Here is an 18,216-nt window from a genome sequence, read left to right as displayed (position 1 = left end):
GATCCAGCCAGGGCAGGGTGGCCGCGCCCCGCGAGGCGGACGCCACCATGCAAGACCCGAGGGTGAGCACGATGTTTTCAGCCATTCTGATCGACAAGACCGAGGCGGGCCAGACGGTCGCCGTATCGCAGGTCGACGAGAGCCAGCTGCCCGAGGGCGACGTCACCATCGACGTCGATTTCTCGACCCTGAACTTCAAGGACGGCCTGGCCATCACCGGCCGCTCGCCCGTCGTGCGCAAGTTCCCGATGGTTCCCGGCATCGACCTGGCCGGCACGGTGCGCGAGTCCAGCCACGCCGACTGGAAGGCCGGCGACAAGGTCGTGCTGAACGGCTGGGGCGTGGGCGAAACCCATTGGGGCGGCCTCTCGCAGGTGGCCCGCCTGAAGGGCGACTGGCTGGTGCCGCTGCCCTCGGCCTTCTCGGCCAAGCAGGCCATGGCCATCGGCACGGCCGGCTACACCGCGGCCCTCTGCGTCGAAGCGCTGATCAAGGCCGGCCTGTCGCCGGAGCAGGGCGAGGTGCTGGTCACCGGCGCCACCGGCGGCGTCGGCAGCGTCGCGGTGGCCCTGCTGAAGAAGGCCGGCTTCACCGTCGTCGGCTCGACCGGCAAGGCCTCGGAAGCCGACTACCTGACCAAGCTGGGCGCCGACTCCATCATCGACCGCAACGAGCTATCGGTCCCCGGCAAGCCGCTGCAGAAGGAATGCTGGGCCGGCGTCGTCGACTCGGTCGGCAGCGCCACCCTGGCCAATGTCTGCGCCCAGACCCGCTACGGCGGCGCCGTGGCCGCCTGCGGCCTGGCCCAGGGCGCCGATTTCCCGTCGACCGTCATGCCCTTCATCCTGCGCGGCGTGCGCCTGCTGGGCGTCGACAGCGTCATGGCTCCCAAGGCCTCGCGCCTGGTGGCCTGGGAACGCCTGGCCAAGGACCTGGACCCGTCGCTGCTGGACCTGATCGCCACCGAGATCGGCCTGGCCGAGGCCGTCGGCGTCGCCGCCGACCTGCTGGATGGCAAGGTGCGCGGCCGCGTCCTGGTCGACGTGAAGCGCTAAGAGGGTACGAGCATGTCTGACACCGAAACCAAGGTCACCATGGACCTCTCCGACGTCGATCCGCGCGTCGGCACCCTGATCGGCGGCGGCCAGATCCGCGATCCGCTGGCCGGCAGCGACCTGCGCCGTTGGGTCATGGCGATGGACTATCCCAACCCCATCCACTGGGACCCGACCTTCGCGGCCAAGACCAAGTTCGGCGGCCTTGTGGCCCCGCAGTCGATCGCGGTCTGCATGGACTATGGCCACGGCTGCGCCCCGGCCTGCGTCGGCTACATCAAGGACTCGCACCTGATCTTCGGTGGCGAGGAGTGGTGGTTCTACGGCGCGCGCATCAAGCCGGGCGACCACCTGACCCAGCAGCGCCGCTTCCACGACTACAAGGTCACCGACACCAAGTTCGCCGGCCCGACCATGTTCTCGCGCGGCGACACCCTGCACTACAAGCAGGACGGTTCGCTGGTGGCCAAGGCCCGCTCGACCGCCATCCGCTACCTCAAGGAAGAGGCGGAAAAGCGCGGCATGTACGACTCCATGCTGGGCGAGCTGAAGGCCTGGTCCGCGAGCGAGCTGGAGGTCGTCGACAAGGTCCGCTTCGACTGGCTGATGTCCAACCGCGAAGGCGTCTCGCCGACCTATGAAGCGGTGCAGGTCGGCGACAAGCTGACCCGCCGGGTGATCGGCCCGCACACCAAGGCCAGCTTCGCCACCGAATACCGCGCGTTCCTGTTCAACATCTGGGGCAGCTTCGACTGGGTCGCGCCGGAAGGCGTCAAGGACCCGTGGGTCTATCAGGACCCCGGCTGGGCCGAAGGCTTCGGCTTCGACGAGGAAGGCGCCTTCATCGACCCGCGCAAGCGTGACGGCCTATACCTCGGCCCGTCGCGCGGCCACGTCGACGACCAGAAGGCGGGCGAGGTCGGCATGAGCCGCTCATACGGCTACGGCGCGACCATGCAGGCCTGGGCGACCGACTACCTGGCCTTCTGGGCCGGCCATGACGGCTTTGTCCGCTGGATCAAGTCGGACTTCCGCGGCCCGGCCTTCGAGGGCGACGTCACCTATTTCGACGCCGAAGTCGTCGAGAAGCGCGATGTCACCGAGTGGGGCCTGCCGCTGGTGCGCGTGGTCCTGACCCTGGCGAACCAGGACGGCATGGTGCTGGTGAAGTCGACCGCCGACATCGAGCTGCCGCTGAAGTAACCGGCTGGGTGAGTAAGCCATGACCGACAAGCCGCTTTCGATCATCTCGGGTCCTCCTCTTTCCGAGGAGGAGGGCCTGGGCGCCCTGACGCTGGGCGGATGGCTTCGGGACGTCACCGAACGCTTCGGTCCGCGCGAGGCGATGGTCCTGCACGAGGGCGGCGGCGAAATCCGCTGGACCTATGACGAACTGTGGGAGCGCGCCAACGCGGTCGCGCGGTCTCTGCTGGCCTGCGGGGTCAGCAAGGGCACGCGGGTCGGCGTCCTGATGACCAACCGGCCGGAGTTCCTGTCGGCCTGTTTCGGCGCGGCCCTGGCCGGCTGCGTAGCCACCACGCTCAGCACCTTCTCGACCCCGGCCGAGCTGGAGCACCTGCTCAAGTCCTCGGCCTGCTCGGTGCTGCTCCTGGAGCGCCAGGTCCTGAAGAAGGACTTCGCCGAGATGGTGACGGCCCTGGAGCCGGCCATCGCCTCGGCCAGGCCCGGCGAACTGGCCGTTCCGAAGTTTCCGTTCCTGCGCCACATCGCCTCCATCGGGGGCGGCGAGGGGGGCATCGAAGACTGGAGCGCGTTCCTGGCGCGCGGCGCGGCGGTGTCGCAGGACCTGGTGGACGCCACGGCGGCCACCGTCACGCCCGCCGATCCCGGCGTGCTGTTCTTCTCGTCCGGCTCGACCGCCAAGCCCAAGGGCATCCTCAGCGCCCATCGCGGCGTGACCCTGCAACTGTGGCGCTGGAAGCGCTATTACGACGCCGGCGACGACGTGCGGATCTGGTCGGCCAACGGCTTCTTCTGGTCGGGCAATTTCGGCATGGCCATCGGCGGGGGTCTGTCCAGCGGCGGCGCCCTGGTGCTGCAGCCGACCTTCCAGGCCGAGGAAGCCCTGGCCCTGATGGAGGCCGAGAAGGCCACCATGGCCGTCGCCTGGCCTCACCAGTGGGCCCAGCTGGAGGCGGCGTCGAACTGGAACGACGTCAACCTCTCCACCCTCAAGTACGTCGACGCCAAGACGCCGCTCGGCCGTCACCCGACGGTGAAGACCACCTGGCAGGAGCCGATGGCGGCCTATGGCAACACCGAGACCTTCACGATCAGCGCCATCTATCCGTCTGGCACCTCGGACGCGGAGATCGCCGGAAGCAGCGGCAAGCCGCAGCCGGGCGGGGTGTTCAAGATCGTCGACCCGCTGACCGGCGTGGTCGTGCCCCTGGGCGAGCGCGGCGAGATCGCGGTCAAGGGCCCGACCTTGATGCTGGGCTACATTGGCACGCCGCTGGACGAGACCCTGGACGGCGAAGGCTTCTTCCGCACCGGCGACGGCGGCTATGTCGACGCCGAGGGACGCCTCTACTGGCAGGGCCGTCTCAACGACATCATCAAGACGGGCGGCGCCAACGTCTCGCCGGTCGAGATCGACACGATCCTCAAGCAATGCCCCGGCGTGAAGGTCACCCAGACCGTCGGCGTGCCGCACGAGACCCTGGGCGAACTGGTCGTGGCCTGCATCGTGCCGCACGAGGGGGCGGCCCTGGACGAGAAGGCCGTGCAGGCCTTCGCCAAGGCCGAACTGGCCAGCTACAAGGTGCCGCGCCGCGTGCTGTTCTTCAGCGAGGACGAGGTTCATCTGACCGGCAGCGCCAAGATCAAGACCGCCGATCTCAAGGCGGCCGTGATCAAGCGACTGGAGGCCGAGGCATGAGCACGCTGGCCGAGAACGTCCTGGCCATCCAGAACCTGAAGGCGCGCTACTGCGCCGTCGCCGACAGCGCGGCCGACGATCCGGAAGGCGCGCTGGAGGCCTTCGGCTCGGTCTTCCTGCCCGATGTCGAGGCCGATTACGGCTTCGAGCCGATGCACGGCGCCGACACCCTGGGCCACTTCCTGTGCACGGCCATCGCCGGCAATTCGGAATGGGTCCTGCACATGATCCATACGCCGCTGATCCAGATCGACGGCGACACGGCCTGCGGCGACTGGACCGTGATGGCCCACCTCAAGCGGCGCGAGACCGGCCAGGTCGATCTTGTCCGCGGGCGCTATTCCGACCAGTTCCGCCTGACCGCGGACGGCTGGCGGATCTCGCGCGTCGGCTTCGAGCGGCTGACCTAACCCATAAGGACCACCAAGATGGCCAAGCGTTTTTCGGGCAAGACCGTGCTGGTGACCGGCTCGGCCGGCGGGCTGGGCCGCGCCTACGCCCTGGCCTTCGGCGCCGAGGGCGCGCACCTGATCCTGGCCGACATCAACGAGGCGGGGCTGGCCGAGAGCAAGACGCTGGTCGAGGAGGTCGGCGGCACGGCCTCCACCCATCGCCTGGACGTGGCGGACGAGGCGCAGATCCAGGCCTTCGGCGCCGAAATCGTCGCCAAGCACGAGACGCTGGACGTGCTGATCAACAACGCCGGCCTGCACGCCGGCGAGATCGCGCGCGGCTTCTTCGGCCTGGGCCAGGCCAAGTGGCAGTACTATTTCGCGGTCAACACCATCGGCCCGATGCTCCTGGCCGAGGCCCTGCGTCCGGCCCTGGCCAAGGCCAAGGGCCTGATCATCAACAAATCCTCGATGGCCAGCTACAACCCGGCCACGGCCTACGGCATCACCAAGGCCTCGCTCAACGTCTTCACCCACGCCATGGCCATGCAGTTCGGCCAGGACGAGATCCGCTGCGTCGGCATCGCCCCGGGCCTGATGGCCACCGAAGCCGCCCGCGACGGCGTGGCCGACGACAACTGGCAGCGCCTGAAGGGCATGCAGTCGGTCAAGCGTCAGGGCACGGCCGAAGACATCGCCAATCTCGGCGTCTTCCTGGCCTCGGACGAGGGCAGCTTCGTCAACAACCAGGTCATCCTGTGCGACGGCGGCAACCAGATGCGTGGCTTCCGCATATGAGCGCCGCGCCGGACTTCGCCGACTGGCTGGCGGTCGCGAACCTCAAGGCGCGCTACTGCCGCTACCTCGACACCAAGGACTGGGCGGGCTTCGCCGGCCTGTTCACCGAGGACGTCGTCATCGACACCACGGCCTCGGGCGGTCCCCGCATGGAAGGCCGTGACGCCGCCATCGCCAGCATCCGCGCTTCGCTGGATAGCGCCGTGACCACCCATCACGTCCACACGCCGGAAATCGAGATCGTCGGCGACGAAGCGCGCGTGGTCTGGGCGATGCAGGACCGTTTGACCTGGCCCACCGGCCGCAAGATGGACGGGGCGGGCCACTATCACGAACGCTATGTCCGCCAGGGCGGCGACTGGAAGATCGCCGAGTCCCGCCTGACCCGGCTGTTCGTCGACATGCAGGTCTCAGGCTAACGGCAGGCCCGAAGGCGGCGTCTCCCGAGCCCAGCTGTCGCGGCTGTGCTCCACCTTCTCGACCGCCTTGGCCCAGAACGCCGGATTGTCGGCCAGCATCTTGATGTCGAAGCTGTTGGAGCCCCGGAATTCCAGCACCTCCACGCCCTCTGGCCCCGGCACATAGGCGTAAGGCACGTCGGCGCCCACGAAGAAGCCGTCGCCGCGCCCCAACTCCTCGGTCCCGATCCGTAAAGACCCGGCCAGGATGTAGTAGAGGCAGTCGACATTGTGGGTGTGGCGGGGCAGGGGAAAGCCGCTCTTGAACCAGGCGTGGGTGAGGCTCAGGCCCGGCATCTCGAACAGCAGGCGCACGGTCGTGCCGTCCATCATGCCCGCGCCGACGGCGGCCGTCGCGCCGGCGATTTCCGTCTCTGTCGGCATGCCCTGGGACATGATCCCGCTGGCTTCGAAGTCCCGCGACTGCGCGCCCCGGAACAGGGCGAAGCGGGGCGGGGCAGGGGTTTTGGCGGCCATGGAAATCTCCCTGCGAAAGGTCGCGTGAGCGTGAGCCCGGCTCGGCGCGGGGTCAACAACGCTCCAGCGATATGGGTTTGACGCTCGACCGCGCGGGCCGGTGATAGGGTGCGCCTCGAACCGCGCCCGTCCGAAGGCAAGCCGGCAAAAGAGTGGGAAGAATGACCCTGTACACGACCATCCACCTGCACAACGTCGTCGCCGGCAAGGAGGGCGACTATGCGGCCTGGTTCGACGGCAAGCACCGCGACGACCTGGCCCGGCTGCGCGGCTTCGTCTCGGCCGACCGCTACGAGGTGTCGCGCGAGCAGATCATGCCCGACATCCCCCAGCCCTGGCGGTTCATGAGCGTGTACGAGTTCGACTATCCGGCGCCCGCGATCGACCTGCCGGCCCTGTCGCCGCTGCTGGCCGAGGCCCGCGACGCCGGCCTGACCGACGACACGACCGAGAGCGAGCGCATCCACAGCTACGCCATGTATTCGGACTGGGTCTCCAGCCCCAATCACCAGAAGGACAAGCCGTTCTCGGGCGTCAGCATCATCCTGGCCAACTTCATCGCCGGCCGCGAGGCCGAGTACCACAAGTGGTACGACGAGGTGCACATGCCCGAGGTCAGCCGGGTGCCCGGCAAGGTGGCCATGAAGCGCGGCCGGCTGTCACCGCTGCAGGTCGAGCCGGTGCGCTACTGCCCGGGCAGCGACCTGGTGTTCTGCGCCCAGCAGACCGACGACCTCTTGTTCACCGTCAAGGATTTCAGCGCCCGGGCGCGGGGCGTCAGCCCCAGCGGCGTGGCCTTCCAGGAGCGCTCGTCGTCCGGCTCGACCGCCCGCACGGTGCACTATTTCAAGAAGGTCAGCGGGACGGAATTCTGGCCCGGCGGCGTGGCCTATGACGGCGATCTTTCGGTCTATCCGGCCGATTTCGCCCGGCCCGCCGGCTGACTTTCCGAACCATCGCGGCCGCGATACGCCTCCCCCTTGTCGCGAGCGGGGCGGCGGGCGCAGTTAGCAACCTAGAACAGACCAACAGTAGGGCGGATCGTGGGCAAAGTCGTCGTAGTGACCGGTGCGGGTGACGGGCTGGGACGCGCCCTGGCGCGGCGGCTGGCCGCCGATGGCGACACCGTGGTGTTGCTGGGCCGCACGCTGTCGAAAGTGCAGGCCGTGGCCGACGAACTGGGCGCGCCGCACTTCGTCGTGCAGTGCGACGTCGGTGACCCGGACTCGGTCCGCGCCGCCTTCGCCAAGGTCGCCGAGCGTCATCCCAAGATCGACGTGCTGATCAACAACGCCGGCGTCTTCGAGCCCTTCACCCTGGCCGAGGCCAGCGACGCCCAGATCCAGACCGCCCTGACCACCAACCTCGCCGGCCCAATCTACTGCGCGCGGGCGGCCCTGCCGCTGTTCGGCGCGGGCGGCCACATCATCAACGTCACCAGCGAGTCGGTGCACGTGAAGATGCCGATGCTGTGGATGTACGCCGGCTCCAAGACGGGCCTGGAGTTCATCTCCGACATGTGGTCGCGCGAGCTGGAGAGCGCGGGCGTCCGCGTCACCGTGGTGCGCGCCGGCCAGATGATGGACGAGACCAAGACCGGCACCAATTGGCCGATGGAGGTCGCCATGCGCTTCGCCCAGGAGAACGCCAAGGTCGGCCTGAACCTGCGCGAGCGTCCGATCTCGCACTACAAGTCCGTCACCGACGCCTTCCGCGCGGTGCTCGACATGCCCGCCGACCTGCACGTCGGCATGGTCACCCTCAGCGGCAGCCGTCGCTAGCGCGCCGCCAGTACCCCGTTCGACAGGAAGACGATCCCATGACCAGCCTCCCCGACGCGAAGCTCTTCATCGACGGCGTCCTGCGCGACGCCGAGGGCGGCAAGACCTTCGACGTTATCGGCCCCTGGACCGGCGAGCCGGTCGGCAAGGCCGCCGACGCTTCGGCCGCCGATGTCGAGGCCGCGATCGTCGCCGCCCGTCGCGCCTTCGACGAGACCGACTGGTCGACCAACATCGAAAAGCGCGTGGCCCTGGTCACCAAGCTGCGGGCGCTGTTCGAGGCCAACAAGGAACGCCTGTCGGACCTGGCCCGCCACGAGGCCGGCGCCGCCTGGGGCGCGGTGGGCCGCGCCCATGTCGACATGGCCCTGGACGGCTGGGACGACTACCTGAAGGTCTTCCCGGAGGTGCGCTGGGAGAAGGACTACGGCTCGCGTCACGGCTACGGCTTCGAGACCGTCCGCAAGGCGGTGTACGAGCCGGTCGGCGTGGTGGGCGCCATCACGCCCTGGAACGTGCCGCTGTACGTCAATGTGGGCAAGGTGGTCGCCGCCCTGCTGGCCGGTTGCACCCTGATCCTCAAGCCCGCCCCCAACACGCCCGGCATGGGCGCGATCTTCGGCGAGCTGGCCCTGGAGGCCGGCTTCCCGCCCGGCGTGATCAACGTGGTGTTCGGCGCCGATCCGGCCCTGGCCGGCGAGATGCTGGTCAAGGACCCGCGCGTCGACCTGATCTCGTTCACCGGCTCGACCGGCGTCGGCAAGCGCATCATGGAGCAGGGCGCCGAGACCCTGAAGCGCGTGTTCCTGGAGCTGGGCGGCAAGTCGGCCAAGATCATCCTGGACGACGCCCCGAACTTCGCCATGGAAGTGGCCATGTCGATGCTGGTGTTCCACGCCGGCCAGGGCTGCGCGGTGCAGTCGCGCCTGCTGGTGCCGCGCAGCCGCTACGAGGAGGCCAAGGGCATCCTCAAGCACGCCTATGGCAGCTTCGGCGACAATTGGGGCGTGTTCGACGATCCCAAGCACATCATGGGTCCGGTCATCTCCAAGCGGCAGATGGACCGCGTGCTGTCCTATATCGAACTGGGCAAGGAAGAGGGCGCCACCCTGCTGGCCGGCGGTAACGCCCGTCCGGACAAGGGCGGCGGCTTCTTCATCGAACCCACCGTCTTCGGCGACGTGACCAACGAGATGCGCATCGCCCAGGAAGAGATCTTCGGCCCGGTGCTGGTGGTCATTCCGTTCGAGGACGACGAGGACGCCATCCGCATCGCCAACGAGAGCGCCTATGGCCTGTCGGGCGGCGTCAGCTCGGGTGACCTGGAGCGCTCCATGCGGGTAGCCAAGCGCATCCGTTCGGGCTCGATCAGCGTCAATGGCGGCATGTGCATAGCCGGCGACTTGCCCTTCGGCGGATATAAGGCTAGCGGCGTGGGTCGCGAATGGGGCCTCGAAGGGATCGAGGAATTCCTCGAGACCAAGTTGATTGCATGGCGAGCCGCATAGGCACGGAGGAACGAGTGAGCGTGGAGGCCCTGGACCAGGTCGAGACCGTCAAGGCGAAGCGTGCGCCCAGCGCGCGCGTCGCCAAGCCGGGCAGCCACAACCTCAACGGCCAGCGGCTGGGCAAGAAGGGGCGCAACACCCGCGACCGCATCCTGCAGGCCGCCAACGAGCTGCTGGCGGGGCCCAGCGACGTTCAGTTCTCGCTGAGCGCGGTGGCCCGTCAGGCCTCGCTGGGCATGACCTCGCTGTACCTCTATTTCGCCGACCTGACCGAGCTGTTGCTGGCGGTGCTGGAGCCGGTGATGGCGGAGACGGAGTCCGCCTATCTGGACCATCTGCGCGAGCGCTGGCCGGACGAGACGCTGAACGCCCACTGCCTGGAGTTCGTCACCGCGCTGCACGGCTTCTGGCACAAGAACTCGGCCGCGCTCCACCTGCGCAACAGCATGTCGGACCAGCGCGACAAGCGGATGATGGCCAGCCGCGTCCAGGCCGCCCAGCCGGTCATTGGCCTGCTGGTGATGCAGATGGACCAGGACCCCGACGAGAAGGGCTCGCCGGCGGCCGGCATGGCCACCGTGCTCTACACGGGCATCGAGCGCGTGGTGACCATCGCCACCGACCGGATCCTGCCCAACGTGCTGCCCGGCGCCTTCGCCCCGAACGTGCGCAACTTCCTGCGATCGGAAGCGCGCCTGCTGGAACTGGGCATCCGCGACTTCCGCGAACTGGCCAAGGCCGACGCGTAGCGTTCTCCCATTCCAGCCGTCATTCCCGCCCTTGTGGCGGGAACCCCTGGTTCAGCTGACACGTGAAATACAATGGCGCGCTGGCGCGCCACCCTTCCGCACTTGCGACGGATGGAGGGGTTCCCGCCACAAGGGCGGGAATGACGGAGAGTAGGGGGCTGGCCGCTACTTCTCCTTCGAACCCAAATTCTTGATGTAGCGCTCGATCCCCTCGAGATAGGCGGGGTTCAGCATCAGGGCGCTGTTGGCCATGCGCTCCACGTGGCGGCCACTTTCGCGGCCCAGCTCGGCGGCCAGATCGATGGCCACCTTGGCCGCGCCCATCTGCTCGCCCGACGACTTGGTCAGGTGGCGGCAGAAGTCCATCGCGGCCTCGTGGAAGCCCTCGTCGGGCAGCACGTCGTGGGCCAGGCCCATGACCAGGGCGCGGTCGGCGTCGACCTTCTGGTTGCCCATGATCAGCCAGCGGGCCCAGTGCGGGCCGCACAGGCGGGTCAAACGGCTGACGCCATTGGAGGCCGGGAGCACGCCGAACAGGCCCTCGGGGAACGAGAACGAGGCGCTCTTGGCCGTCAGGCGGAAGTCGCACGACAGGGCCATCTCCAGCCCGCCGCCGACGCAGGCGGCATGGATGGCGATGACGATCGGCTTCTCGACATGCTCCATCTCGTCATAGATGCGGTGCATGCCGTTCAGGTTCAGCCGGTGGTTCTCGCGGATGGCCGAGGCCGTGCGCGGCTGGGCGGTGGGCGAGCCGCCGCGCAGGTCGGCGCCGGAGCAGAAGTAGCGGCCGGTCGCGCGGATCAGCATGACCTTCAGCTCGGGCGTGTCGCGGAAGCGGTGCAAGGCCTCTTCGAACAGCCGCATGGTCTCGGCCGACAAGGCGTTCAGCTTGTCGGGACGGTTCAGCGTCGCGATCAGGACGCCGTCCTGTTCCTCGGTCAGGAGGTGCAGTTCTTCCGACATCACGTCCTCCTCAAGCGCGCGTACGCGGCAGGCCCAGGCCCTTCTCGGCGATCATCGAGCGGTGCACCTCGCTGGTGCCGCCGTAGATCGTGGAGCCCTGGGCGTGACGGTAGAACATGTTGATCTCGGCCGCCGGACCTTTCCGCTTGGACAGCGAATAGGGGGCGGTCAGGTCCAGCAGGTCGCGGGCGTCGGTCAGGAACTTCTCGGACGAGAACATCTTGGCCATCGGACCGTAGGCCAGGTTGGTCTTCTTCTCGGCGATCACCCAGGTGGCGCGGTAGGTCAGCAGTTCCGAGACCCACAGATTGGCCGTGGTGCGGGCCAGGCGAGCCTGGGCCGCGCCGTCCGCGATCAGCGACTTGCCCTGCCAGGTGATCTCGCGGACCAGCTTCTCGCCGGCGTCCAGCATGGCGCGCTGGTACTTGGCGAAACCGCCGCCGTGTTCCAGTTCGAGGCTGGCGCTCATCGTCCGCACGCCGCCGTCGACCTCGCCCAGGCGATAGCCGTCGGGCACGCGCACGCCGTCGTAGAAGGTGATGTTCGTGCGCTCGTCCTGGAAGGTGTAGACGGGCTGGATGGTCACCCCGTCGGTCTTCAGGGGCACGATGAACATCGTCAGCCCCTTGTGCTTGGCGACGTCCGGATTGGTGCGGGCCAAGAGCAGCACGTAGCTGGCCAGGTTCGCGCCGCTGGTGAACATCTTGGTGCCGTCGATCCGCCAGCCATTGCCGTCGGGCGTGGCGCGACATTGGGCGGCGAAGACGTCCGAGCCGGAGCCGGGCTCGGAATAACCCAGGCTGCAGATCACCTCGCCCCGCATGATCTGGGGCAGGACGTCCCGCTTCAGCTCGTCGGTTCCGAAGCGTTGAATGATCAGCGACACCATCTGGGTGACGTTGGCGGCGGGGTTGTTGTAGCCCTCGGTCTCGAACGCATCCATGGCCGCGATCTTGGCGTAGGGAGACAGGCCCCGGCCGCCGACGTCCTTGGGCAGGCCCAGATACAGAAGGTTGGCGGCCGCAAGCTTCCTGTTGAGCTCGGGATTGTAGCCTTCCCAGCTGTAGTGGAACGTCTCGCGCATCTCCGGGGTGACGTTGGCCGCGAAGAAGTCGGCGATCTCCTGGCTGATCGCGCGGGCGTCCTCGCCCAGGTCGAACTCGATGGGGCTCTCGCCGGCCTCGGGCAGCGAGGTGGTCTCGCCGGCGTAGAGGCGGCGGCCGGCCTCGTCGAGCAGGCGCTGCGGGTCGCCCAGCACCAGCGGCCAGGCCTTGGCGCGCAGGTTGAACAGGAAGATGTCGTACTCGGTGGTCAGGCCGTAGCCACCGAAGGTGTGCAGGGCCTGGGCCACCGTGCGGGCGGCGGCTTGGGTGTTCCACCAGGCGGCGATGGAGACCGCCGCGGCGGCGTGCGGCGCGCCGTCGGCGATGTCGCGGATGGCCTTCCAGACCAGGAACTTGCCACCGTCGACCTCGCAGGCCAGATCGGCCAGCGGGTGCGAGATGGCCTGGAACTGGCCGATATATTGATCGAACTGCTTGCGCTCGCTGGCATAGGCGGCGGCCAGTTTCAGGGCCTCGCGGCCCAGGCCGGCCAGGGCGGCCGAGATCAGCAGCTTCCACTCCTCGACGCCGGCGGCGAAGGTCGCGGCCGCCTCCGCGCCGGAGGCCAGGACGGTCTGGGGCAGGGCGCCCAGATCGATCTCGGCGATCGGGGTCGAGGCCAGGTTCTCCTCGGCGATCCGCGCGGCTTCCGGCACGGTCACCAGCACGACCTCATCGCCCTTGCGGCCGATGACGTGGGCGGCGACCAGGCCGCCGGCCACCCACTGGCGGGGCTGGGCGGTCAGGTCATGCAGGGCCAAGGTCAGGACGCTCTCGCCGGCCAGGACGCCTTCCAGCAGGCCGGTGTCGCCGCCCAGCTGGGCCAGCAGGCGCGCGGCGACCAGGGCCTCGGCCAGCGGGCCCGAGGCCAGGGTGCGGCCGGCCTCTTCCATCAGCAGGACGGCGTCGATCAGGCCCAGGCCCAGGCCGCCGGCGTCTTCCGGCACGCGGATCGACAGGGCGCCTTGCTCGGCCAGGCCTTTCCAGAGCGCCGCGTCGAAACCGGACGGTTCGGCCGCCCGTACGCGCGCCGTGGAACTGTTGGCGTCCAGGAAACGCGCGAACATGTCGCGCAGCATTTCCTGATCTTCGGGCAGCTCGAAATTCATGGCCGGTACTCGTTCTTAGCCGCGACGACGCATCATGACGCTGAGGTCGACCTGGCCGGTGGCCACGCCGCCCATGAAGCCGCCGTCGACCGGGAAGACCACGCCGTTGACGATGCTGGCCAGGTCGCTGTTGATCAGCACCAGCCCGCCGGCCTGCTCGGCCGGGGTCGAGTAGCGGCCCATCGGTTGGGTCGCGGCCTCGACCACGTCCTTGCCCGACGCCTGCTCGAAGGTGGCCATCATCGGGGTCTGGGTGGGCGAGGGCAGGGTGCAGTTGATGCGGATGCCCTTCTTGATCAGGTGGGCGCCCATGAACTGGGTCCAGACGATGATGTTCTCCTTGGAGAAGGAGTAGCCCTCGGCCACCGTCTCCAGATTGGCCTCGCACCAGTCCACGGCGGCCTGGAAGCCCTTCGTGCCGATGATTTCCATGCTGGTGGGGATGCGGCGGCTCCAGCCCAGGCCGCCGGTCGAGGCGATGCTGACGATCGCGCCGCCCGGGCCCATCAGCGGCACGACCTGCTCGGTCAGGTGACGCGTGCCGATGAAGTTGACCTTCATCACGTTCAGCGGCGGGAACGACTGGGGCAGGCCCGCGCAGTTGAACAGGGCGTCCACCTTGCCGCCGATGGCGGCCACGCCGGCCTCGATCGAGGCGGGGTCGCGCAGGTCGACATTGTTGAACGAGGCCAGCGGCAGGGCGCTGTCCTTGTAATCCAGGCCGTGCACCTCGGCGCCCAGGTCCAGCAGCAGCTTGGCGGTGGCTTCGCCCATGCCCGAGAAGCAGCCGGTGACGATCACCCGCTTGCCCTTGTAGCCCAAAACGTCGGTCATCTTCCTGCTCCGCGGGAGTCTGTAATGGGTGGAATCTGGAGGGATCAGCCGGACTTCTTCGGCGGCCAGGAGATCGTGCCGTCGGCTTCCTCGACGTAGATGATCTTCTCGGGACAGGCGCGGGCGCCGTTCTTGGCCAGCTTTTCCAGGCCCTCGGGCACGTCGAAGCCTTCGGTGTCGATGTAGCCGTCGTCGTCCAGGACGTAGAGATCCTTGGAAACCGCGGCGCAGCGGGCGTTGCCGACGCAGGCGCCTTTTTCGATGCGAATCTTCATCGCAGCCTCCTCCCAGACCTTGGCTTGGCAAATCCTATGGACGGAGAAACAGCGTACGATCAACGTCGCCCGCCGTCCGGTCGGCCTGCAATCGCCTGGGCGTTATTGCCGGCGGCCATCGCGGGGCGGGCATTGCCATGGACGGGGGTGCGCGCGACTAAAGGTCCAACCTGCACGGATGTCGTCGTCGGCGCCGCGCATTCCATTTCAGCGGCAAACGCCGGAGAAGCCCCATGGTCGAAGTCGCCCTGAGCCCTGCCGTTCCGAAGCCGGACCACGTGCCGGATTCTCTGGTCTACGACTACGACCACTACTACGACCCGGGCCTGCGCAAGGACGCCCACTCGCGCATCCTGGAGATCGCCAAGGACGCGCCGCCGATCTTCTGGACCCCGCGCCACGGCGGCCACTGGATCCTGCGCGGCCACAGCGCCGTCTACAACGCCTCGCGCGCCCCGGAAGTCTTCAGCAACGCGCCGATGCCCTACGAGGTGCTGGCGGGCATGAACGCCAACCTGCCGGAAGACAAGAAGATCCTCATCCCGCTGCCGATCACCGTCGATCCGCCGCACCACACCTATTATCGCGGTCCGCTGCAGAAGCCGTTCTCGCCCAAGGCGATGCTGGGGCTTAAGGACAGCATCCGCCGCCTGGCCGCCGAACTGGTCGAGAAGGTCAAGCCGGACGGCGGCTGCGAGTTCATGACCGCCATCGCCGAGCCGCTGCCGGTGACCATCTTCCTGGAGCTGTTCGGCCTGCCGGTCGAAAAGGGCCGGGTCTATCGCGACCTGGTCGCCGAGCACCTGCATTCGCCCATCGGCGACGCCCAGGCCACGCAGTTGCGCCTGCGCAAGGTGGCCGACGCGATGCACGAGACGATCATCGATCGTCGTGACAATCCGCAGGAAGACATCATCTCGATGCTCTGGCAGTCGGAGTACAGCGGCAAGCCGGCCACCCTGCACGACATCGAGAACTACGCGGTGATGCTGTTCATCGCTGGCCTGGACACCGTGATGAACGGCATGGGCCTGGGCGTGCGCCACCTGGCCATGCATCCGGAACTGCAGAAGCAGCTGCGCGAGAACCTGGCCCTGGTGCCCGAGGCCGGCGAAGAGCTGCTGCGCCGCTACACCTTCACCGTGCCGCCGCGCTTCCTGCTGGACGACGTCGAGTTCGAAGGCGTGCAGATGAAGAAGGGCGAGCGCGCCTTCCTGTTCCTGCCCGCCGCCGACCTGGACCCCACCGAGTTCGCCGATCCGGCCGCCTACAACCTGGCCCGCGAGAACAAGGTGCACATCGCGTTCGGCACCGGTCCGCACCGCTGCCTGGGCTCGCACCTGGCGCGGATCGAGCTGCAGGTGCTGTACGAGGAAATGCTCAAGATCCTGCCGGAATTCCGCCTGGACCCGACCAAGGAAGTCACCTTCCACGGCGGCCACGTGATCGGTCCGGACGAACTCCACCTGGTCTGGGACGTCTGAGCTTGACCTGGAAGCGTTCGCGGCCCCGTCTCGACAAGGACAATCGGGCCTTCTGGACCGGCGGGGCCGAGGGCAAGCTCAACATCGCCAGGTGCGGCGATTGCGGAGGGTTCATCCACCCGCCGCGCGAGGTCTGCCGGCACTGCCTGTCGGAAAACGTCGCGCCCCATGCCGTCGCCGGCACGGGGGTGGTCGACACCTACACGGTCAACCACCAGGCCTGGGCCAAGGACATGGAAGTGCCCTTCGTCATCGCCCGGGTGAAGCTGGATGACGCGCCGGGGGTCTATCTGACGACCAACATCGTCAACTGTCCGGTCGATGCGGTCGATATCGACGATCCCGTCCGGGTCGTGTTCGACGAGCAGGACGGCATCTGGTTCCCGCTGTTCGAGAAGGTCGAGGCGTGACCCAGGAAGCTTACATCACGGGCCTTGGCATGTCGGAGGTCGGCGTGCGGCTGGCCCGCTCGCCGCTGGGCCTGACGCTGGACGCTGTCAAGGAAGCCATCGCGGACGCTGGCCTGACACTGGACCAGATCGACGGGGTGGCCACCTATCCCGGCAAGATGCAGACCTTCCTCGGTTTCTCGCCCCTCGGGGCCGACGAGCTGATCGAGGCCCTGGGCCTGAAGACCCGCTGGCACATCGGCGCGGCCGAGATGACCGCCCAGCTGGGCGCCATCGCCGAGGCGGCCAACGCCGTGAAGGCGGGGCTGGCACGTCACGTGATCTGCTTCCGCACGGTCTACGAGGCCGCCGCCATGGCGCGGCCCGACGAGTTCCCGCCGCTGGAGCGGCGCGAGGGCGTGACCGGCAATTCGCAGTGGGTGTCGCCGTTCGGCGCCTTTTCGGCCGCCAACTGGACCGCCCAGTTCGCCATGCGCCACATGAAGCGCTACGGCCTCACCCGCGAGCAGTTGGCCCAGGTGGCCCTGAACGACCACGCCAACGCGGCCCTGAACCCGCGCGCCCTGGTCAAGACGCCGCTGACGATGGAAACGTACATGTCGGCGCGGATGATCTCGACGCCGTTCTGCCTCTACGACTGCGACCGCTTCACCGACGCCTCGACCGTGGTGATCGTCTCGGCCGGCGACGCGCTGGACGAGGTCAAGACCACGCCGATCCGCATCGCGGCCTCGGCCGGCTCAGTCGAGCGCTACAGCTGGGACCAGGCCGAGTGGGCCGGGGCCTATGTCACCGGCCGCGACCTGTGGAAGAACACCGACTACCGGCCCAAGGACGTCGACACCGTCCAGTTCTACGACGGCTTCGCCTTCCAGCCGATCACCTGGCTCGAGGGCTTGGGCTTCTGCGAGGTGGGCGAGGGCGGCCGGTTCCTGGAGGGCGGCAAGCGCATCGCCCGCGACGGCGAGCTGCCGATGAACACCGGCGGCGGCCAGCTGGGCTGGGGCCGTCTGCACGGCTTCGGCTTCGCCTTCGAGGCGGTGGTGCAGCTGCGCGGCCAGGGCGAGGCGCGCCAGATCCCGGGCGACCCCAAGGTGGCTATAGCCACCTCCGGGGGCGGTCCGATGGCGGCGGCCCTGCTGCTGACCAGGGACTAGGCCGGCCATGGGCCAGGTCGCCGACCCCGCGCCCGCCTTCCACCGCCATGTGCTGGTCACGCCGGAGCCCGGGGCGGTCAGCGCCTGGGTCGAGGACGACTACCACCACATGGGCGTGACCTTGCGTCACGATGGTCGGGCGGTGGTTGGCGTCGAGTCCAGGATGGCGCGCGCGCCCTGGTCGACCTGTCCCGGGGCCGAGCATCAGTTGGCCGAGACCTTCACGGGCGTGGCGCTGGACGGCGTGGCCGCGCGGGGCGACAAGCCGCTGAACTGCACTCACCTGCACGACATGGCCGTGATCGCCGCCGCCCACGCGCGCGACACCGCGCCGACGCGCTACGAGATCGCCGTGACCGACGCCGTCGACGGCGTGCGCATCGCCGAGATCTCCCGCGATGGCGTGGTCCTGCTGAGGCTCGTCGAGCGGGCCAATCTCGTCGAGGAGCCGGCCGAGGCGGCGGGGAAGAACCTGTTCCAGCTGGGCGACTGGATCGCGTCCCTGGACGAGCCGGGGCGCGAGGCGGCGCGGCTGCTGCGCTGGGCGGCGATCCTGGCCCATGGCCGGGCCATTCCGATGGAGCGGCAGTCGGACGCCACGCGCATGCCGTCCAACTGCTTCACCTTCCAGCCGGGGCGCAAGGAGCGGGCCCAGCGGGTGGGGGCGGTCGTGGACTTCTCGACGGCCGCGCGGCGACCGCTGGACTAGCACGGGCCAGGGCAAAAAAAAGACCGCCAGGCGGAGTGACCCATCCTGG

General features: G+C 68.3%; 19 protein-coding genes. 14 read left to right on the top strand and 5 right to left on the bottom strand.

Annotation, left to right across the window (positions count from 1 at the left end):
* Positions 1-71: 71 nt before the first annotated feature.
* Genes acuI through AC07OA_RS18530 form a run of 6 tightly spaced genes read left to right on the top strand, consistent with a single transcriptional unit; the run spans position 72 to position 5,566 of the window.
* Positions 72-1,055, top strand: coding sequence for an acrylyl-CoA reductase (NADPH) (gene acuI / locus AC07OA_RS18555; RefSeq protein WP_494665292.1), 984 nt, complete (start codon positions 72-74; stop codon positions 1,053-1,055).
* A gap of 12 nt (positions 1,056-1,067) precedes the next feature.
* Entirely contained in the window at positions 1,068-2,258 is a 1,191-nt protein-coding gene (locus AC07OA_RS18550; protein WP_494665291.1) for an FAS1-like dehydratase domain-containing protein, read from the top strand.
* A 19-nt stretch (positions 2,259-2,277) separates the two neighbouring features.
* Complete coding sequence (locus AC07OA_RS18545; RefSeq protein WP_494665290.1) at positions 2,278-3,957, top strand: class I adenylate-forming enzyme family protein; 1,680 nt, start codon at positions 2,278-2,280, stop codon at positions 3,955-3,957.
* Positions 3,954-4,367 carry a nuclear transport factor 2 family protein gene (locus AC07OA_RS18540; protein WP_494665289.1) on the top strand — a complete coding sequence of 138 codons (414 nt, stop codon included), beginning with the start codon at positions 3,954-3,956 and terminating at the stop codon, positions 4,365-4,367. Before AC07OA_RS18545 ends, AC07OA_RS18540 begins: the two co-directional genes overlap by 4 nt.
* An 18-nt stretch (positions 4,368-4,385) precedes the next feature.
* Positions 4,386-5,147, top strand: a complete 762-nt coding sequence (locus AC07OA_RS18535) for an SDR family NAD(P)-dependent oxidoreductase (RefSeq protein ID WP_494665288.1) — start codon at positions 4,386-4,388, stop codon at positions 5,145-5,147.
* Positions 5,144-5,566, top strand: a complete 423-nt coding sequence (locus AC07OA_RS18530) for a nuclear transport factor 2 family protein (RefSeq protein WP_494665287.1) — start codon at positions 5,144-5,146, stop codon at positions 5,564-5,566. The genes AC07OA_RS18535 and AC07OA_RS18530 overlap by 4 nt, the downstream gene beginning before the upstream one ends.
* Here AC07OA_RS18530 and AC07OA_RS18525 read toward each other — a convergent pair.
* Positions 5,558-6,082, bottom strand: a complete 525-nt coding sequence (locus tag AC07OA_RS18525) for a cupin domain-containing protein (RefSeq protein WP_494665286.1) — start codon at positions 6,080-6,082, stop codon at positions 5,558-5,560. The two genes, AC07OA_RS18530 and AC07OA_RS18525, sit on opposite strands and share 9 nt — an antisense overlap.
* Before the next feature lie 161 nt (positions 6,083-6,243).
* Between AC07OA_RS18525 and AC07OA_RS18520 the strand changes: the two genes are divergently transcribed.
* The 4 genes from AC07OA_RS18520 (at position 6,244) to AC07OA_RS18505 (ending at position 10,120) form a co-directional block, all read left to right on the top strand.
* Positions 6,244-7,026: a hypothetical protein gene (locus AC07OA_RS18520; protein WP_494665285.1), complete on the top strand. Its 783-nt coding sequence runs from the start codon at positions 6,244-6,246 to the stop codon at positions 7,024-7,026.
* A 99-nt stretch (positions 7,027-7,125) separates the two neighbouring features.
* Positions 7,126-7,863, top strand: a complete 738-nt coding sequence (locus AC07OA_RS18515; RefSeq protein ID WP_494665284.1) for an SDR family oxidoreductase — start codon at positions 7,126-7,128, stop codon at positions 7,861-7,863.
* Positions 7,864-7,901: 38 nt separating this feature from the next.
* Positions 7,902-9,371, top strand: coding sequence for an aldehyde dehydrogenase family protein (locus AC07OA_RS18510; RefSeq protein WP_494665283.1), 1,470 nt, complete (start codon positions 7,902-7,904; stop codon positions 9,369-9,371).
* Positions 9,372-9,385: 14 nt separating this feature from the next.
* Entirely contained in the window at positions 9,386-10,120 is a 735-nt protein-coding gene (locus AC07OA_RS18505; RefSeq protein ID WP_494665282.1) for a TetR/AcrR family transcriptional regulator, read from the top strand.
* 165 nt (positions 10,121-10,285) lie between these two features.
* Here AC07OA_RS18505 and AC07OA_RS18500 read toward each other — a convergent pair whose 3' ends face one another.
* From AC07OA_RS18500 to AC07OA_RS18485, 4 genes are read right to left on the bottom strand one after another with little or no spacing between them, the layout of a single operon-like run.
* Positions 10,286-11,086: an enoyl-CoA hydratase/isomerase family protein gene (locus AC07OA_RS18500; protein WP_494665281.1), complete on the bottom strand. Its 801-nt coding sequence runs from the start codon at positions 11,084-11,086 to the stop codon at positions 10,286-10,288.
* Positions 11,087-11,096: 10 nt separating this feature from the next.
* A complete protein-coding gene (locus tag AC07OA_RS18495; RefSeq protein WP_494665280.1) occupies positions 11,097-13,298 on the bottom strand; it encodes an acyl-CoA dehydrogenase family protein in 2,202 nt (733 codons plus the stop codon).
* Positions 13,299-13,313: 15 nt separating this feature from the next.
* Positions 13,314-14,132 (bottom strand): coniferyl-alcohol dehydrogenase, encoded by an 819-nt coding sequence (locus tag AC07OA_RS18490; RefSeq protein ID WP_494665279.1) that lies wholly within the window; start codon positions 14,130-14,132, stop codon positions 13,314-13,316.
* A gap of 44 nt (positions 14,133-14,176) precedes the next feature.
* Positions 14,177-14,407: a ferredoxin gene (locus AC07OA_RS18485; RefSeq protein WP_494665278.1), complete on the bottom strand. Its 231-nt coding sequence runs from the start codon at positions 14,405-14,407 to the stop codon at positions 14,177-14,179.
* A gap of 233 nt (positions 14,408-14,640) precedes the next feature.
* Between AC07OA_RS18485 and AC07OA_RS18480 the strand changes: the two genes are divergently transcribed.
* From AC07OA_RS18480 to AC07OA_RS18465, 4 genes are read left to right on the top strand one after another with little or no spacing between them, the layout of a single operon-like run.
* Positions 14,641-15,891, top strand: coding sequence for a cytochrome P450 (locus AC07OA_RS18480; protein ID WP_494665277.1), 1,251 nt, complete (start codon positions 14,641-14,643; stop codon positions 15,889-15,891).
* Positions 15,892-15,893: 2 nt separating this feature from the next.
* Positions 15,894-16,301, top strand: a complete 408-nt coding sequence (locus AC07OA_RS18475; protein ID WP_494665276.1) for a Zn-ribbon domain-containing OB-fold protein — start codon at positions 15,894-15,896, stop codon at positions 16,299-16,301.
* Positions 16,298-17,458 carry a thiolase family protein gene (locus AC07OA_RS18470; RefSeq protein ID WP_494665275.1) on the top strand — a complete coding sequence of 387 codons (1,161 nt, stop codon included), beginning with the start codon at positions 16,298-16,300 and terminating at the stop codon, positions 17,456-17,458. The genes AC07OA_RS18475 and AC07OA_RS18470 overlap by 4 nt, the downstream gene beginning before the upstream one ends.
* A gap of 7 nt (positions 17,459-17,465) precedes the next feature.
* Positions 17,466-18,167, top strand: coding sequence for a hypothetical protein (locus AC07OA_RS18465; protein WP_494665274.1), 702 nt, complete (start codon positions 17,466-17,468; stop codon positions 18,165-18,167).
* Positions 18,168-18,216: the final 49 nt, after the last annotated feature.

Source organism: Caulobacter sp. GW821-FHT09B08 (genome assembly GCF_059418225.1).
This window is presented reverse-complemented; position numbering and strand designations above follow the sequence as displayed.

Excerpts from the sequence above, each read along its gene's own strand:
- acuI (WP_494665292.1), top strand. The coding sequence starts at position 72 with ATGTTTTCAGCCATTCTGATCGACAAGACCGAGGCGGGCCAGACGGTC.
- AC07OA_RS18550 (WP_494665291.1), top strand. The coding sequence starts at position 1,068 with ATGTCTGACACCGAAACCAAGGTCACCATGGACCTCTCCGACGTCGAT.
- AC07OA_RS18545 (WP_494665290.1), top strand. The coding sequence starts at position 2,278 with ATGACCGACAAGCCGCTTTCGATCATCTCGGGTCCTCCTCTTTCCGAG.
- AC07OA_RS18540 (WP_494665289.1), top strand. The coding sequence starts at position 3,954 with ATGAGCACGCTGGCCGAGAACGTCCTGGCCATCCAGAACCTGAAGGCG.
- AC07OA_RS18535 (WP_494665288.1), top strand. The coding sequence starts at position 4,386 with ATGGCCAAGCGTTTTTCGGGCAAGACCGTGCTGGTGACCGGCTCGGCC.
- AC07OA_RS18530 (WP_494665287.1), top strand. The coding sequence starts at position 5,144 with ATGAGCGCCGCGCCGGACTTCGCCGACTGGCTGGCGGTCGCGAACCTC.
- AC07OA_RS18525 (WP_494665286.1), bottom strand. The coding sequence starts at position 6,082 with ATGGCCGCCAAAACCCCTGCCCCGCCCCGCTTCGCCCTGTTCCGGGGC.
- AC07OA_RS18520 (WP_494665285.1), top strand. The coding sequence starts at position 6,244 with ATGACCCTGTACACGACCATCCACCTGCACAACGTCGTCGCCGGCAAG.
- AC07OA_RS18510 (WP_494665283.1), top strand. The coding sequence starts at position 7,902 with ATGACCAGCCTCCCCGACGCGAAGCTCTTCATCGACGGCGTCCTGCGC.
- AC07OA_RS18500 (WP_494665281.1), bottom strand. The coding sequence starts at position 11,086 with ATGTCGGAAGAACTGCACCTCCTGACCGAGGAACAGGACGGCGTCCTG.
- AC07OA_RS18495 (WP_494665280.1), bottom strand. The coding sequence starts at position 13,298 with ATGAATTTCGAGCTGCCCGAAGATCAGGAAATGCTGCGCGACATGTTC.
- AC07OA_RS18490 (WP_494665279.1), bottom strand. The coding sequence starts at position 14,132 with ATGACCGACGTTTTGGGCTACAAGGGCAAGCGGGTGATCGTCACCGGC.
- AC07OA_RS18485 (WP_494665278.1), bottom strand. The coding sequence starts at position 14,407 with ATGAAGATTCGCATCGAAAAAGGCGCCTGCGTCGGCAACGCCCGCTGC.
- AC07OA_RS18480 (WP_494665277.1), top strand. The coding sequence starts at position 14,641 with ATGGTCGAAGTCGCCCTGAGCCCTGCCGTTCCGAAGCCGGACCACGTG.
- AC07OA_RS18465 (WP_494665274.1), top strand. The coding sequence starts at position 17,466 with ATGGGCCAGGTCGCCGACCCCGCGCCCGCCTTCCACCGCCATGTGCTG.